The sequence below is a fragment of the Halobacillus litoralis genome (assembly GCF_009856355.1).
Classification (GTDB): Bacteria; Bacillota; Bacilli; order Bacillales; family Halobacillaceae; genus Halobacillus; species Halobacillus litoralis_B.
Window position 1 is genome coordinate 241,961 of record NZ_WMEW01000001.1, and the last position, 16,359, is coordinate 258,319.

General features: G+C 46.8%; 14 protein-coding genes and 2 riboswitches. Of the genes, 11 read left to right on the forward strand and 3 right to left on the reverse strand.

The annotated features are described in order from the left end of the window. Positions 1-3: 3 nt before the first annotated feature. The 3 genes from GLV97_RS01110 to GLV97_RS01120 are packed head-to-tail and all read right to left on the reverse strand — an operon-like array spanning position 4 to position 2,813. Positions 4-879 (reverse strand): IclR family transcriptional regulator, encoded by an 876-nt coding sequence (locus tag GLV97_RS01110; RefSeq protein ID WP_237418540.1) that lies wholly within the window; start codon positions 877-879, stop codon positions 4-6. Then, positions 818-1,858 carry an ABC transporter ATP-binding protein gene (locus GLV97_RS01115; protein WP_160888772.1) on the reverse strand — a complete coding sequence of 347 codons (1,041 nt, stop codon included), beginning with the start codon at positions 1,856-1,858 and terminating at the stop codon, positions 818-820. The genes GLV97_RS01110 and GLV97_RS01115 overlap by 62 nt, the downstream gene beginning before the upstream one ends. Next, positions 1,797-2,813 (reverse strand): oligopeptide/dipeptide ABC transporter ATP-binding protein, encoded by a 1,017-nt coding sequence (locus GLV97_RS01120; protein WP_160888773.1) that lies wholly within the window; start codon positions 2,811-2,813, stop codon positions 1,797-1,799. The genes GLV97_RS01115 and GLV97_RS01120 overlap by 62 nt, the downstream gene beginning before the upstream one ends. Before the next feature lie 724 nt (positions 2,814-3,537). On the opposite strand from GLV97_RS01120, the gene GLV97_RS01125 reads away from it, so the two are divergent. The 11 genes from GLV97_RS01125 to GLV97_RS01175 all read left to right on the forward strand — a co-directional run bounded on the left by GLV97_RS01125 (position 3,538) and on the right by GLV97_RS01175 (position 16,198). After that, positions 3,538-4,440: a PEP/pyruvate-binding domain-containing protein gene (locus tag GLV97_RS01125; RefSeq protein ID WP_237418541.1), complete on the forward strand. Its 903-nt coding sequence runs from the start codon at positions 3,538-3,540 to the stop codon at positions 4,438-4,440. Beyond that, complete coding sequence (locus GLV97_RS01130; protein ID WP_202410540.1) at positions 4,437-6,083, forward strand: PEP-utilizing enzyme; 1,647 nt, start codon at positions 4,437-4,439, stop codon at positions 6,081-6,083. Before GLV97_RS01125 ends, GLV97_RS01130 begins: the two co-directional genes overlap by 4 nt. Continuing rightward, positions 6,070-7,398 carry an MFS transporter gene (locus GLV97_RS01135; RefSeq protein WP_160888774.1) on the forward strand — a complete coding sequence of 443 codons (1,329 nt, stop codon included), beginning with the start codon at positions 6,070-6,072 and terminating at the stop codon, positions 7,396-7,398. Before GLV97_RS01130 ends, GLV97_RS01135 begins: the two co-directional genes overlap by 14 nt. A gap of 388 nt (positions 7,399-7,786) precedes the next feature. Continuing rightward, positions 7,787-8,569 carry a hypothetical protein gene (locus GLV97_RS01140; protein ID WP_160888775.1) on the forward strand — a complete coding sequence of 261 codons (783 nt, stop codon included), beginning with the start codon at positions 7,787-7,789 and terminating at the stop codon, positions 8,567-8,569. 293 nt (positions 8,570-8,862) lie between these two features. Next, positions 8,863-8,967: riboswitch (SAM riboswitch) on the forward strand. 68 nt (positions 8,968-9,035) lie between these two features. Next, positions 9,036-9,143: riboswitch (SAM riboswitch) on the forward strand. A 71-nt stretch (positions 9,144-9,214) separates the two neighbouring features. Then, a complete protein-coding gene (locus GLV97_RS01145; protein WP_160888776.1) occupies positions 9,215-10,369 on the forward strand; it encodes an acetyl-CoA C-acyltransferase in 1,155 nt (384 codons plus the stop codon). Between the two features lie 20 nt (positions 10,370-10,389). Further along, positions 10,390-12,333: an acetoacetate--CoA ligase gene (locus GLV97_RS01150; protein ID WP_160888777.1), complete on the forward strand. Its 1,944-nt coding sequence runs from the start codon at positions 10,390-10,392 to the stop codon at positions 12,331-12,333. Then, positions 12,333-13,493, forward strand: coding sequence for a thiolase family protein (locus tag GLV97_RS01155; RefSeq protein ID WP_160888778.1), 1,161 nt, complete (start codon positions 12,333-12,335; stop codon positions 13,491-13,493). The genes GLV97_RS01150 and GLV97_RS01155 overlap by 1 nt, the downstream gene beginning before the upstream one ends. Then, positions 13,490-13,912, forward strand: coding sequence for a Zn-ribbon domain-containing OB-fold protein (locus tag GLV97_RS01160; RefSeq protein ID WP_160888779.1), 423 nt, complete (start codon positions 13,490-13,492; stop codon positions 13,910-13,912). The genes GLV97_RS01155 and GLV97_RS01160 overlap by 4 nt, the downstream gene beginning before the upstream one ends. Before the next feature lie 95 nt (positions 13,913-14,007). Continuing rightward, complete coding sequence (locus GLV97_RS01165) at positions 14,008-15,507, forward strand: sodium:solute symporter family protein (RefSeq protein WP_160837833.1); 1,500 nt, start codon at positions 14,008-14,010, stop codon at positions 15,505-15,507. A 249-nt stretch (positions 15,508-15,756) separates the two neighbouring features. Beyond that, a complete protein-coding gene (locus GLV97_RS01170; protein WP_202409745.1) occupies positions 15,757-16,017 on the forward strand; it encodes a helix-turn-helix domain-containing protein in 261 nt (86 codons plus the stop codon). Next, a complete protein-coding gene (locus tag GLV97_RS01175) occupies positions 16,010-16,198 on the forward strand; it encodes a hypothetical protein (RefSeq protein ID WP_160888780.1) in 189 nt (62 codons plus the stop codon). The genes GLV97_RS01170 and GLV97_RS01175 overlap by 8 nt, the downstream gene beginning before the upstream one ends. Positions 16,199-16,359: the final 161 nt, after the last annotated feature.

Consider the following 16,359-nt stretch of genomic DNA (forward strand, 5'->3'; position numbering starts at 1 on the left):
TCACTACTCCCCCATTTCTGTAATTTTTGATTTATATGGATAAGTTTCTGAAAAACCTAACTGCTTCGAAAGTGTCGCACATACTTTCCACATGGATTCTGCATACCTCTCTGCTATTTCTGGAGTTACAGTCGAAACAAACCCAGCCACGCTGATGCCGGCTGCAATCTCTCCAAACCGGTCAAAAATAGGCGTTCCTATAGAAGCAGTCCCTTCTTCAAGCTCAGACTGGCTGTAGCTGTATCCTCGTTCACGGGTTTCTCTGACTTTTTCCATAATGGCTTCATCATCAACCATGGTTTGTGATGCGTACTGCTTTTTCTCTTGGCGTAGAATACGTCTAATTTCTTGGTCAGGCAAAAAAGATAGTAATGTTCTCGGACAGGCTCCTGCATAAAGAGGAGCTCTCCTCCCAATTTTTGTGTAAAGGCGTACAGGCTTATCACTTTCCACTTTTTCAATATAAATGGCTTCATCCTGATCCATAATGATGAGCTGAACAGATTCCCCAAACTTCTGTTGGAGCTTTCTCATATGCGGAAGTGCCAGACCTCGCACTTCCAACCGATTGGAAACCATATGTCCAAGTTCAATTAGACGAGTACCTAACTGGTACATTTCTCCTTCAATCAACACACCATTCTGGTAAATATTGACCCTTTGAATAAATCCCTCATCCTCAAGCGCCTTCATCAAGCGAAATACAGTCGCCTTAGGGAGGTGTGAAGCCTCTGACATTCTATCCAGTCTCCAGTAAGGAGTTTCTTCTGTAAAAAGTCCTAGAAGTTGAAGTGCTTTTGTTAGTGTTTTACTCATCTTACCCGGTCCGTTCTGGCTCTGAAGACTTATCATATAAATGACAAGCGACATGTCGTCCATTTATATCATCCAGTTGAGGCCGAACTTCAGCACAAATATCCATTTTCATTGGGCAGCGGGGATGGAAGGCACAACCTTTCGGAGGGTTGGAAGGACTTGGAACATCACCTTCCAGGATAATATCTTTTTTCTTACGTTTTGGATCCATTATAGGGACAGCGGATAATAAAGCTTCTGCATACGGGTGAAAAGGACGGTCATAAAGTTCATGCTTACCGGCCATTTCCACCATACGCCCTAGATACATCACACCTATGCGATCACAAAAATGTTTAACTACACTCAAGTCATGAGAAATAAAAATGTATGTAAGTCCTAATTCCTTTTGTAAATCACGCAATAAATTTAAGACTTGAGACTGGATGGATACATCTAAGGCTGATACAGGCTCATCAGCAATAATAATACTTGGTTCACAAGCCAATGCTCTGGCAATTCCAATTCTTTGACGCTGCCCCCCGCTAAATTCATGGGGGTGACGATTAATTTGTTCAGGTCTCAATCCTACCTGATTCATAAGTTCAAGTACGCGTTCTCTTCTCGCTTTTTTTCCTTCATATAACCCAAAATTAATGAGAGGCTCTTCAATAATCTCTCCCACTTTCATCCTCGGATTAAGAGAGGCAAAAGGATCCTGAAAAATAATTTGTATTTCCCTGCGTAAATTCTTCATTTCCTGCTTTGATGCTTGCGTAATATCCTGTCCTTTAAAAAGAACTTCCCCATCAGAAGCTTCAATCAGTTGTAGTATCGTTTTACCAGTTGTACTTTTTCCACAGCCTGATTCCCCCACAATTCCAAGTGTTTCCCCTTTGTTTACGTGGAAGGAAACATCGTCAACGGCTTTGACTTGATTTAGCGTCTTCTTACCAAATACCCCTCCTTTTATTGGGAAATATTTTTTAAGATTCTTCACTTCAAGAATGGTATCCTGCGCCAACTTTATTCCTCCCTTCTTGAACGTCTGAAACTTTTTCATCGTACAACCAACAGCGGGTTTTCGATTGTTCATTTACATCCAGCAGCGGAGGCGTTTGATGACAAACTTCAAAGGCATGTTTACAACGGGGAGCAAACCGGCATCCTTTTGGCATTTGCTCAGGAGTTGGAACAGTCCCTTTGATTGAAGATAAGTACTCTTCATCCTTGTCCATATTTGGAACAGATTCGACTAACCCTTTCGTATAAGGGTGTTTAGGTGATTCAAATAATTCTTCTACTGTCGCCTCTTCAACCACTTCTCCTGCATACATCACAATGACCCGGTCACAAGTTTCTGCTACTACACCTAAATCGTGCGTGATCATCACGATTGACATATTCATCTCATCCTGCAAGGACTGCATGAGCCGCAAAATCTGAGCCTGAATGGTTACGTCTAAAGCTGTAGTGGGTTCATCAGCAATCAGTAACCCAGGGTTGCATGATAAAGCCATTGCGATCATCACACGCTGCCTCATCCCACCAGATAACTGGTGAGGATATTCATGAATCACATGCTCAGCGCGGGGGATACCTACCAACTTCAACATATGTAACGCTCGGTCATACGCTTCTTTCTTTGATTTGTTCGTATGGTTACGCACTAATTCAACGATTTGAAAACCAATGGTATAAACTGGGTTAAGAGAAGTCATCGGCTCCTGGAAAATCATCGCCATTTCTTTCCCACGTTTTTTTCTATAAGCATTCTTTGATAACTTAGTCAAATCTTCTCCATTTAGAGTTAAAGAACCACCTGTCACTGATAATGCCTGCGGTAAGAGATCCATAATAGAAAGTGAGGTCATACTCTTTCCACAACCTGACTCCCCTACAATTCCAAGAGTCTCCCCTTCATTCACAGAAAAGGACACCTTGTTTACGATGTTTCTTCTCTCATTATCGATTTTCACCGAAACTTCTAAATCTTTCACATCCAGGACTTTGGGCACAATCACCCCTCCATTTCATTATTTGAAACGCTATTTCATTTCCAACATTAACCACAGAATACAGAATGGTCTGAAAATTTTCAACCTTCAAAAATAGGGAAAGCGGTTAAATATACTTAAATAAACTCCTTCTTTTGCTTTAGGTATAGGAAAAATTTAAGAAAATAATTTTTTTTCGAAGGTAACCAATGACTTATATAATTTAAAAGTATCATATGAGCCTACTACCATTGCTAAAAAGCACACCACCTAGTTTATCTGTGCTGTGCTTCAACCTCGTTACCGTTGTATGTCCTTGATAGATCAGCTTCCATTAAACTTGTCAGCAAATGTACTTAACGCTTTCCTTTATGAAGCATTAAGATTGAAAAGAAACGATTTGTAATCGATTATCCCTCTTCGACTGTTAGATTGCATATAAGCACTATAATTTTAAAGCGGAGAAATGTTTTTTATTATAATAAAAAACATTTCTCCGCTTATATGCAGTGAATTCACACCTTTTATCATACTCCATTCTAATAAACTCCAAAGTAAAAATCATATGGATTTACTATCATAAATTATAAACTTTACTAATGACGATTTCCTATTATCCTTCTAAAAGAACCATGAAAAAATATTCATAAAAATCCATTATTCCATTGACAATGTTACAAAAGTATTACTATACTGTAAAACCGTTGCATTAAAATTTTTCCAGAAAGAAGAAGGTGTTACCAACTTGAATATCGTCCCGTTAACGGATGCATCAGATCATCCCAATGAACAAATCGGCTCCAAAGCTATGAATCTTTCAAAAATGAAGAAGGTCATTTCCTCCATTCCTGATGGATTTGTCATTACATCCGAAATGTTCAAAGAATTCTTCCTACATAACCAGATTGTTTTAACTCACTCAAATATTCAACAAAACCTTTTGGATGGTCAATTCCCTGCAGACATGCAGAATGATATTCTCAGCCAATACTCCAATCTAATGGACAATGCCCCATCACCTGTGGCCGTACGGTCCTCTTCTGCCTCAGAAGATTTGGAAGGTGCATCATTTGCCGGACAGTATGAGACCCTGTTAAATATACGAAACGAAGAGGAACTATTCACGAGCATTAAGAAATGCTGGGCCTCGTTTTTCTCTCCGATAGTACAGAACTATGCATCTATGCATAATGTTTCCCTTGAGGACATGCACATGGGTGTCCTCGTCCAAAAAATGGTTCAAGCTGAAGTGTCCGGAGTCGTATTCAGTTCCAACCCTGTCACCCACGACCACCGGGAAGTACTAATCAATGCGAGTTACGGATTAGGCGAAACAATTGTAGACGGAACAGTGACCCCGGACATGTTCATCGTAAATAAAGATACCCATCATATTACGAGTGAGCTTGGACTGAAAGAAGTTCAAACCATTCAAACCAGCGCAGGCAGCCAGACTGTTGAAGTCCCTGAATCCTGGCAGGTGAAGTTCAGCATGGACGAGCAGGAGGTCCTTGAATTAGTAAGGGTAACGAAGGAAATAGAAGATTACTATGAAAAACCCGTAGATATTGAATTTGCGACAATAGATAAGACCATACATATTCTGCAGACACGACCAATTACGACAATAAAGGAGCCCGTTACATGACGACAGCACCATACATCGATGTTTTAACCAACTTTAGAGAGCAGTTATTTATGACAGAAGAGGACAAAAAGCAATTTTTCTGGGAACAGGATGGGGTCCATTTTGCTAAGCCGATCACTCCGCTTTATGCATCTTATATGGCTCCCGGCCTTACGAACGGAACCAAAGAAGGATTTGAAAAGCTAAAACTGCCTGCGAAGCAATTTGTAGCTAAAATGGAAGACGGATTCTTTTATCAGCGTGTTCCCATACATAAAAATCTGGAAGAACGCCTTGAACAGCACCAATTGGAGATGCAGAAGGTTTTCCCAAAAGCTACGAAAGTTTTGGAGGATTATGTCGCCCAGACACTGCTTCCCTATTATCAGAGGCTGGAGCAGCAGGCCAATGCCCGAATTTCTTTAAACGAAGCTGAAAATGCTTTGTTGGAACTCTATGAAATGTACAGTAGGATATGGGGAATTCACTTCGAAGTGGTGATGCCGCGTATGTCCATGGGGCAGGCTTTGGAAGAAGCTTACGGCCGGGCACTGGGGACAGAGAATGTAACAGAAGTCTATGATCTCCTTGTAGGTCAAATGAACAAGTCTCTTGAGACAGACCGGGAGCTTTGGAAACTCTCCCTGCTTGTCAAAGATGCTGCTCCCTTACAAGAAGCTTTTGAGCATAAAGCGGAAGAAGTCCTCGAGCAATTGCAGAACAGCCCGGAAGGCCTCAACTTCCTGAATGACGTTCAAGCGTTTACGGATGTTTACGGTCACCGGACAGCCAACAGCCATGAATTTGCTGATGAAACATGGGTGGAGAACCCTTATCATGTTTTAAAAATCATAAAGAACTATGTTGAGCAGGACTACGATTTTGAAGAAGAGTTCAATCAGGTTATTCAAAAACGAGAACGGAAGCTGGAAGAGTCATTAGCAAGAATGCCTGAGGGGGAAGCAAAAGAAACATTTACAGCTCTCCATGGGATGGCTTTAGAAATGTGGGGATTGGATGAGGATCACCACTTCTATATTGATGCAATGCTGCCCGCAAAATCCCGTCCTATGATACTCAATGCAGGAAAAACTCTTAAGGACCACTCCATCATCGATGATCCAGAAGATATCGTCTATCTGTATTTAGATGAATTGATTGATGTACTGCGTGAACCGCGAGGCGTTCACAGCCTCATCCAAGAGAGAAAAGAGCAGCACGTAAGAAACTTGGATAAAACGCCCGTTCCTTCCTTCGGTACACCACCTGAAGATCCAATCGATCCTGTCGTTGAACGTGTGTTTGGAACAAAACAAGCCGAATACAACGAAGAGAAAGATTCATTCAGCGGATACGCTGGTTCGCAGGGGCTCCATAGCGGCCGGGTGAAAATAGTTACAGGACAAGAAGAGTTCAGTAAAGTCACCGAAGGAGATGTACTGGTTTGTAAAACCACCACACCTCCATGGACAGCCTTATTTACAATTGCAGGGGCTATTGTGACAGACCGTGGCGGTATTCTGTCCCATGCTGCCACCGTTGCCCGTGAATACGAAGTTCCTTGTGTTGTTGGAGCAAAAATGGCTACATCTGAACTGAAAGACGGCGATCTTGTCACAGTAGATGGAACAAACGGAGAAGTTACCATACATGAACGAAGTTAATACAAAGCTCATGCTTACAGCAGTTTTAACAGGAACCTTTTTGGTTCCTGTTAATTCTACTATGATTTCTGTTGGTCTTCCCATCATTGCCAAGGATTTAGAAATCCCGTTAACCGAGGCGACGTGGATCGTGACCATCTATCTCATTATTATGGCTGTCACCCAGCCTATTTCAGGAAAACTTGGGGATCAGTTTGGTAATAAAAAAGTAATGCTTACAGGATTCATCCTGTTTTTCTTCTCTTCTATAGCAGCCGCGCTTTCAAGCGGACTTCTTCTCCTGATTCTATTCCGTTCCCTACAAGCATTAGGAGGCGCCCTGGCCACTCCCAATGCCACAGCTTTAATCCGGAAGGCTCTTCCGAAGGATCAGCTCAGCCGAGTGTTTGGATCATTCGGACTCGCCATGGGCTTAGGCGCAGCAATCGGCCCCTTACTCGGCTCCATTCTCATTGAACAATTCGGGTGGGAGGCTATATTCTGGGTGAATATCCCTTTTTTGATTGTCTCTGTTATCCTCTCATGGTTGTTCATTCCTAAAATGAATAAACCTGTAGAGCCGAAGAAGGTTGACTATATGGGGTCTTTATACTTAACCGTCTTTTTAACACTTTTCACCCTGTTTTTAACTCAAGGCCAATCGATAAACGTCTGGACGTTATCCACAGTCGTAGCTGCATTTTTTCTTTTTGTCAGGCAGGAGCAGCGTCACCCGTCACCGATCATTCAGTTCCAGCTGTTTCGTAATGAAGCCTTCACAAATTCAAATATGTTCATCTTTCTGAATAATTTTGTTATGTACAGCGTCATCCTGTTCATTCCCATTGTACTCAAGCGGTTCAACTTTGACTTGAATGAAATTGGACTGCTTTTATTCGGGTTTTCATTGTCCATGTCTCTATCCTCCTGGTGGGGCGGCAGGTTAGCACAGAAGACAGGGAGACGGCAGGTTATTGCCTTTTCCTTTGGTTTAACTGCCATCGCGACAAGCTCATATTTCGGGTTTCACCCCTCTGTCTCTGATGTGTATGTATTTGCATCCCTGCTACTGGGCGGTTTCGCGTCCGGCCTCGGTGTAGCGTCTATGCAGACGATGAACATGGAAGCTGTTCCGAAAGAAAAAGCAGGTACTGCTTCCGGCATTTACTCCACCTTCCGCTATATGGGAGGAATGCTTGCTTCTGCTTTGGTTAGTCTCTTTTCTGGAGATCATGTTCTCTACATACTCCTTGGCATAGCTGCTTTATTTGGGCTTTTGTTAAGCGTACGGGGAACACGATTTTCTTTTGGTGTACGTACCGAGCCGAAAAGTTGAATCAAATAACCGTTGAAAGTTATTGTTACCATCCCCGTCCATCCCGGCAAATGAAAGACACATGGTTTGGACGGGGGAAATGATCCAAACCAGGGTCTCCAATCCCCCTTGCTCTTCTGCAACAGCATCCCCTTTCCTCATGAAATCCCAAAACAATGATGAGGCAACAGACAAAGGATCTTATTCTATTTTTTACCATTTTTTTCTAGAAGTGTCTCGAAATGTTTTGGTCATTCTTATCGAAAAATCTGGAATACTTCCGAAAACCATTTTCCAATACTAAACAAAAATTGAACGGACGAATATGCTCCCCTTGTGATCCATACAATGACTTTGTAGCATTCATGGATTATATGAAAAATCAAATATGAGGATGGGGGAGGGTGCTGTGTTCAAAAGATTTTCTACTTATGTACTGCTAATACTAACCAGTACTTTAACAGCAGGCTGTGGAGTGACAGACTGGGTAAGTTCCAACGAAATGAAGCCTGAGGAAATTATTCAATCCGCCCAAATAAATATGCAGCAACTGGAATCCATACGTACGGAAGGCACATCCGTTTTAGAAGGAAATCTATTAGGCTCCTCTTTTGAATATCAAATGCATACAGTTTCGCAATCGAAATTAAAGAAAGGCTCACCTGTAGAAACCTATATGGAAACTTCGATGCTGGGTGAGGGCATACCAGAAAGGACAGAAACCATTTATTTCAGCGATACTCAATACGGGGCCTACAATCCTTCCACCTCTTCCTGGGATATCACTGATTTCACTGCGGAAGATCAAGCAACTGTGCAATTATTCCTATCTTCCTTTGATCCTTCCAGCTCCCTTAACAAATATGCCGATTCCAAGATCAAACAAGACCTAAAAATCATTGGAAAAGAAGATGTGAATGGGGTTTCGTGTATCGGTATTTCCATTGAGACCGACGCAGACGAACTGATCAAAGACATGACGCCCGCTTTAACAGCAATAGCAGGCGAATCGATGAATTTAGCAGCTTCTATTGCCGGTGGAATGGTGAAGGATATCAATCTGGAATACTGGATAGGAGAAGCTGACAGTCTCGTATATGGGATGAACATGGAGCTTACAACTCCCTTTGGAAACTACCATTCCGATGTAAAGGTGTATGACCACAACGAACCTTTTGAATTACCAAAATAAAGGCAGAAGCATCTGGTACGGGAAGGAGTGATGGGTACTTTCAAGCGGGATTATGAACGTTAGGTATCCGCAGGAACCATCGGAGAATGGCTGATGGATGAATTGATAGGTGCCTTCATTTTTCTCGTGAAATCCCCTTAGAATTGAAAGAATCGGCAAACCCTGCTGTCAAAGCGATTCACACGTTCACCACCAGTCACAGAATACAATTAATTTTCTCACTTTTCTATAAAATGCATTGACACCTTTCCTTCACCCTGCTAACATGGCACTTAACCAAATAAAGGAAGAACATCTTATCCAGAGAGGTGGAGGGACTGGCCCTGTGAAACCCGGCAACCGCTATATTGATAGCAAGGTGCCAAATCCTACTGAGTGAATGCTCAGGAAGATAAGAGATGCCCACAATCTCTAACCTCTCTATCTTTGATGGAGAGGTTTTATATTTATCCAATTGCATACTGATTTCTTATCCAGAGAGGCAGAGGGACTGGCCCGTTGACGCCCGGCAACCAGCAAGCAACAGCTTGAAAAGGTGCTAATTCCTGCAGGAGATGATCCTGGAAGATAAGAAGAGCCGAGAGCCCTCTTCTTATTTTTGTGAAGAGGGCTCTTACTATTATAAAAACAGGAGTTGTTCCATATATGACGACAGTACTTCTAGACGGCATCCGCACCCCCTTCGGTAAATGGAAAGGGGCTTTGAAAAAGAAATCCGCAGCAGAACTTGGAAAGCATGCACTGAGCGCTCTATTAGAGAGAAACCCGGCCGCCAAACAAGCCGACGGTGTCCTGCTCGCCCAGGTGATTCAGGCGGGAGGCGGCCAAAACCCTGCGAGACAGGCCGCTTATCAAGCGGGGGTGGATATCGCTACACCCGCCATCACTCTGAACAATGTCTGTTTGGGAGGCATCGCTACAGTTGCCGACGCCTCCCGCAGGCTGCAATTGAAGGAAGGGGAGCTGTACATCGTCGGCGGATTCGACTCGATGACGAATGCTCCTCATACCGCTCCTGTCCGGGCTTCCTCCGGACTTGGGCACAGCACGCTGAAGGACACCTTACTGAACGACGGGTTGTGGTGCGCCTTGAGCGATGTGTCGATGGGGGCTCTGACCGATGAGAAAAACCGCTCCTTCGACATCAGCCGGGAGGAACAAGATGAATACGCCGCCCTTTCCCAGCAGCGGGCAGCGGACGCTCAGGAAAATGGCTGGCTGGAGCCGGAAATAAGTCCTTTTACTGAACGACTCGCAGAAGATGAAGGCATCCGTAAAGGGACGACAGCCGAAAAATTATCGAATCTCTCTCCCGCCTTTTCACGCGAAGGCACGATCACTGCAGGCAATGCCTCTCAAATGACGGACGGGGCGAGCGTTGGGATCGTTACCACGAAGGAAAAAGCGGAAGCCCTCGGCCAACAGCCGCTGGCGGAAATCATCGACTGGTCAGAGATTGCCGGACCGGATCCGAGTTTACAAACGAAGCCATCACAGGCCATTCAGAAGCTGTTAGACAAACACCAATTGACCACGGACGATATCGATTTGTTTGAAATCAATGAAGCCTTTGCCAGTGTCGTGATTGCCAGCTGCCGGGAGCTTGGAATTGGTTATGACCGCGTCAATGTGAACGGCGGCGCGATCGCTCTCGGCCACCCTTTAGGCGGGACTGGCTTCCGACTCGTTCTGACGCTTGCCCATGAACTGAAACGACGCGGCGGAGGGAAAGGCATCGCTTCCCTTTGCGGCGGTGGCGGCCAGGGGATGGCCCTGTTGATCGACGTTCCCCATTCATAATTCGAAAGGAGACAAGTCCCATGAATACACCTATTACAGCTCAGCGTTCCCCTTACCTGTGGGAACCATCAAACGAACGAATCGAACAGTCGCATATCAAAGCTTTTGCTGACTATACCAATCAGGCGCTCTTCCCTTATGAACGGTTCCACCGCTGGTCCGTTTCCCACCTTTCCGAGTTTTGGTCAGCCGTATGGGATTACGCAGGGATCATTGGAGAAAAGGGAGACCGTGTGTTTGTTCCCGGTCCTTCGATGCCGGATAGTGCATGGTTTCCGGACGCCCGCTTGAATTTCGCTGAAAACCTGCTGCGCGGTTCGCTTGACCGGATCGCGGCCTATGAAGCAAATGAGGAAGGTCTTAACCGAAGTATCACGCTGCAGGAACTGAAACAATCCGTGGCCAAAGCCCAGGAAGGGTTCAAACAATTGGGTGTTCAGGAAGGTGACTGTGTCGCCGGCATCACGACGAACGATATTCAGGGGCTCGTCGCTCTGCTTGCTACGACATCATTAGGCGCCACCTGGACATCCTGCTCCCCGGACTTCGGAACAAAAGGAATCGTCGACCGCATTGGTCAGGTGAAACCGAAAGTATTGATCGCGGCACTCTCCTATCAATACAAGCAGAAACCCTTCGATATCGAAGATAAAATCAAACAGACGACCGAGCACCTGGAAGGACTCTCCGCGGTCGTCACGTTCGGAGGAGAAACGTCGATCGAAGGCATCTCCACTCTATCCTGGGAGGAATTGTGCCGCAATGAAGCCGAAGAGCCAGTGTTTCAATCAGTTTCTTTTAACCATCCCCTTTATATTTTATATACATCCGGAACGACGGGTCTTCCGAAAGCGATCGTCCATTCTGTCGGAGGCACCCTCCTGCAGCATGTGAAAGAACACCAGCTCCACTGTGATGTCCAGCAGGATGATGTGTTGTTCTGGTACACCAACACCGCCTGGATGATGTATCCGTGGCTCGTTTCCGGACTCGCCAGTGAAGCGGCCATCCTGTTGTATGACGGCTCTCCCGTAAGAAAGGATTCCCTCACCCATTTGTGGGACATTGCGGATGAAGCCGGCATCACCCATTTCGGCACAAGCCCGAAATATTTAGACACACTGATGAAGGCAGGCGTTGATTTGAAAAGCAGTCATTCGCTTCACTCCTTGAAAAGTGTGCAATCGTGCGGGGCTCCCCTGGCACCCGAGCAGTACACCTGGATCTATCAAACCATCAAAGAGGATCTGTTCCTCGCTTCCATTTCCGGCGGAACGGAAATCATCGGCTGTTTCGTGATGGGCTCTCCTGTCCACCCTCTGAAGCAGGGCGAAATCGCCTGCAAAGCGTTAGGGATGGCCGTGGATGTCTTGGATGAGCGCGGCGCATCGGTTTACGAAGAGAAAGGCGACCTTGTGTGTACGAAACCATTCCCAAGCATGCCGCTCACCTTCTTCGGTGATGGCGGCGAAGAACGCTACAGGAAGAGCTACTTTTCCAAGCGGCCGGGGATTTGGACACACGGGGACTTAGCTGAACAAACCATCGATCAGTCCTTCATCATTTACGGACGGGCGGATACGACCTTGAATCCCGGCGGCGTCCGGATCGGGACAGCAGAAATTTACGGGGTCGTGGATCATATCAAGGACATTCAAGACAGCGTCGTATTCGGATTACCGAAGGATCATGATGAAGAAATCGTCCTCTGTATCATGACCGAGCAGCTGACAGAAGACTTGGCGAAAGACATCCGCGGACAGATCCGGAAGAAGGCTTCTCCACGCCACGTTCCGAAGCGGATTTATCAAGTGGAGGAGATCCCTCATACCATCAATGGAAAAAGAGTCGAAGGAGCAGCGAAAACGGCCGCTTTGGGAGAAGAAGTGAAGAATGAAGCTTCTCTGCGCAACCCATCCAGTCTGCAGGCGTTCCGCCAGCTCTCAGAAAGGACGTTCGTGTAATGACCACCGCCATAAAAGGGGCGATCACCGGCATCGGTGAATTGAAGCCCGTCCGTTATTCAGAAGGAAAAACCACCTTAAGCTTGATCGCAGAATCCGTCCGACTCGCCGTCCAGGATGCCGGCCTTTCCAAGGATGACATCGACGGCCTCCTCGTCGGACCTCAAGTCGGGGAGACACCGCAGCATGTGCCGGCAACGGTTTCCGAATACTTAGGAATCGATCCCACGATGTCCAACACCGTCGATCTCGGCGGAGCGACCGGGCCGGGGATGATCTGGAGAGCAGCCGCCGCCATCCAGGCAGGCATGTGTGAAACCGTCGTCTGTGTTTTGGCAAACAAAAATGAAAAAGGGGAAACACTACGCTCCCCCAACCGCAATCCGATCCGCGAATTTGATGTACCTTTTGGGGCTTCCGGAGCAAATACGTCCTATGCCCTGTTAAAACGACAGCACATGGAAGAATACGGATCCACTCAGGAAGACTTTGCAAGAATCGCTTGGTGGCACAGAAAAAATGCCCAGCTGAACCCGGATGCCATCTTTTATAATAAGCCGCTCGACCTTGAAGATATTTCCGCCTCTCCTATGATTTCCGATCCGCTTCACATGCTGGAAATCGTCATGCCTGTGGCCGGGGGAGCAGCCGTTGTGGTCACTTCTCCGGAGAAAGCAGTGAACGGGAAGCATAAGCCGGTCTACTTGAAAGGAGCGGGGGAAAAAATCACCCATCGCGCGGTCAGCCAGGCACCATCCCTGGACGCCCTGCCGTTCAACGCTTCCATTCCAAGAGCGCTGGAACAAGCCGGGACAAACGTGGAAGAGATCGACCTTTTCTCCCTGTATGACTGTTATACGAGCGTCGTCGCCATCACCCTGGAGAGTGCAGGATTGTGTAAGCCCGGGGAGTTCGGAGAGTTGGTCAAAAACCACAGCTTCGGCCATGACGGGGATTACCCCTTAAACACCCACGGCGGACAGCTGGGCTTCGGCCAGGCCGACCTGGCCGGCGGCATGTCCCATGTCGTAGAAGCCGTCCATCAATTGCGAGGCGAAGCCGGGAACCGTCAAATTCCGGATGCCGCACAGGCCCTTGTGACAGGAAATGGCGCCACATTAAGTGAAACAACAGCCCTCGTGTTAGGAGGAGAACAATGAGCCAGCAGCCAAACATTTCACTGCCCGGTCCAACGATCAACCCCATCAGCCAGCCTTTTTGGGAGAGCATCCAGGCCGGACATCTCAGCCTTCAGCAGTGTGACAAGTGTGAGCGGTGGGTCTTCTATCCCCGCGCACACTGTCCCCACTGTTTTCATGATTCGTTAACATGGAAACAAGCATCCGGACGAGGCAAATTGAAAACTTGGAGCGTCATCCACCGTGCGGGGCATCCCGCCTGGCAGGCACATACGCCTTATGTCGTCGGCGTCGTCGCCCTTGAAGAAGGACCTTCCTTATTAACGCACGTCCTGGTTGATGAAACCGCGTTAACTCATAACCTGAACGTCGAAATCGACATCACTGACGTCGGTCCGCACCCCTTGCCATTCTTTAAAAAACAGGAGGAAACCACATGATCCTTACGTACTTCATCGCAGTGGCTCTATTCTGGCTGCTCGGATTAATCCTATGGAAGAATTTCTACACAACGAAGAAAGGAGAACGTTAACCGATGCTTACAAGCTCCAGCGTATTACTATGGACCGTCATTATCTTACTAGCTGTATACTTTGCCGCTGTGACGTGGGTCGGTAAAAAAGGCCGGGCGCACAGTCAGTCGATGGCCGGCTTTGCCACCGCCCGCGGAAAAGTGAGCCCCTGGCTTGTCGGCGCTAGTTTCGCCACCAGTTACGCCAGTGCCAACCTGTTCATCGGTGTCCCAGGACTCGCCTACGAACACGGAACGGCCGTCCTCTGGTATACCCTCGGCTGCTTTGGGGTCAGCTGGGTGGGACTGCTGCTCTTTGCCAAAACGTTCTGGCGGTACGGAAAAAAATTCGGCCACGTGTCGACCCTTCCCGAGTGGCTTGGGAAGCGTTATAACTCGAAAGCCCTGCAGGCGATCGTTTCTTTACTGATCTTATTCAATGTGTATTATATCGTCGGGCAGAATGTCGGGCTTGCGACCATCTTTGAAACCGTCATCGGCATCCCCTACTCCTGGGGCATCATCATCGGTGTCGCCATCACGATTCTGTACATCGGCCTTGGCGGTGCCTTCGCACAGATCATTACCGACGGCATCCAGGGCATTCTGATGGCGGTCACTTCGATTTTCATCGTCGTATCCTTTTTCTGGACGATCGGTGGAGGGTGGAACGTCTTCGGTGTGCTGACCGACCGCCTGCACAGCATCGATCCGAACCTGACCGCCGCAATTGCCGACAGCGGCCCCTATAACAGTGCGCTCGCGATCATGGCCGTCCAGTTCCTGCTCTTCAGTTTCGTCCTGATGCCGCATCTGTTAAACAAAGTGCTCTCGATTGAAAAAGAGGAAGACCTGGCTCCGTTCACCTTATCCGCCGGGCTCGTGCTGTGCATCATTTCCACGCTGATGGTCCTCGGCGGACTCGCCGCCCGCGTCCTGTTTCCAAGCCTGCAGAGTGCTGATGCAGCGATTCCGACCTATGTCATCGAGGCCTTCCCGAGCGTCATCGCAGCCATCATGATCGTCGGCATCATCTCTGCGATCTTATCGAGCACAGACAGCCTCTACCTAGGCATCACGACAAGCATCGGCAACGACTTGTACCGCGTCGTCGCACCGATCCTGTCCTCAAAGAAAATGTCCGCCCAGGAGCTGGACAACAAGTCGTTGAAAGTGGCCAAAGGATCGCTGATCGTCGTCGGCCTGCTGTCCCTCTACTTCTCACTGGAACGACCAGAGTCGCTGGCCTTCCTGATCCAGTTCAGCTTCTCCGCGATCATATCCGGGATCATCGCACCGATCACCCTCGGTTATTTCTGGAACCGGGCGAATCACTACGGCGCAATCGCCGCTGTGGTGACGGGCGCTTCCTTATATGTCGCCTTTACGACGCTGAACGTATTTGGAAATATCTTTATAGCCATGTTCTTCAGTGCCGCTGCAGCCTTTATCATTATGGGAGTCGTGAGCGTGTTGACTGGTAAAGCAAAGGAGGAGAACCTGGTGCTGGAGAAATCCAGTTAATCTTCCATATATCAAAAAAAGATCTATAAAAGAAGCGTATCACCTCTGGTAGAAAACCAAGGATGATACGCTTCTTTTCATGTTAAATGCTCATAGGTAAAGAAAAGACATTCACTTTCTCACTGAACCTGACCGCCAGCCTTTATGGTCTCGCTCTTTCCCTATAAAAAACCAACCCTTTTTTAAAGAAAGCGGCAACTTGACTCATCGTCTATGGTTGTTCCTTCCAATCCATACGATGATTTTCTTATGAAACCAATACCTCATACACTCATCCAAAAAGCAGTCGGAAAACACTTAAGGGATCTACGGTTAGCGCAGGGGCTTTCCCAGGAAGAGCTGGCGTACCGGGCTGGCATGCACCCGACGTATATCAGCGGCATAGAACGCGGACGAAGAAACCCGTCCATTACGAACTTCTACTATTTAGCTCATGCGCTGGACGTCCATCCTAAACAACTGATCCCATCCATTCCATTAGACAACAGAGGGGAGGAATACGATGACTGATTCTTTAAAGAAAGAGTATCTAATCCTCCCCACCTCCACTTCTTCCATCTATATTGAATTCCTCGGCCAAAATCCTGTTATGGCCATGACCACTTGGAAACGCATCTATATTAAAGCAGAAGCCACTACGAAAACTGAAGTTATACATGAGATATTAACTATGATTAAAGAAAGTCCTTAACACTTGTAAACCAGTTTTCATTACCATTCATATAAAAAAGTATCCAGTATCGTTGCTTATACCGAAACTCTTGCTTCAAGAATATATTATATTTCATAAATAGGATAAAGTAGTGAAGTAAAACAAGTCTGCCATTATAATGGCAGACTTGTTAAATTTAA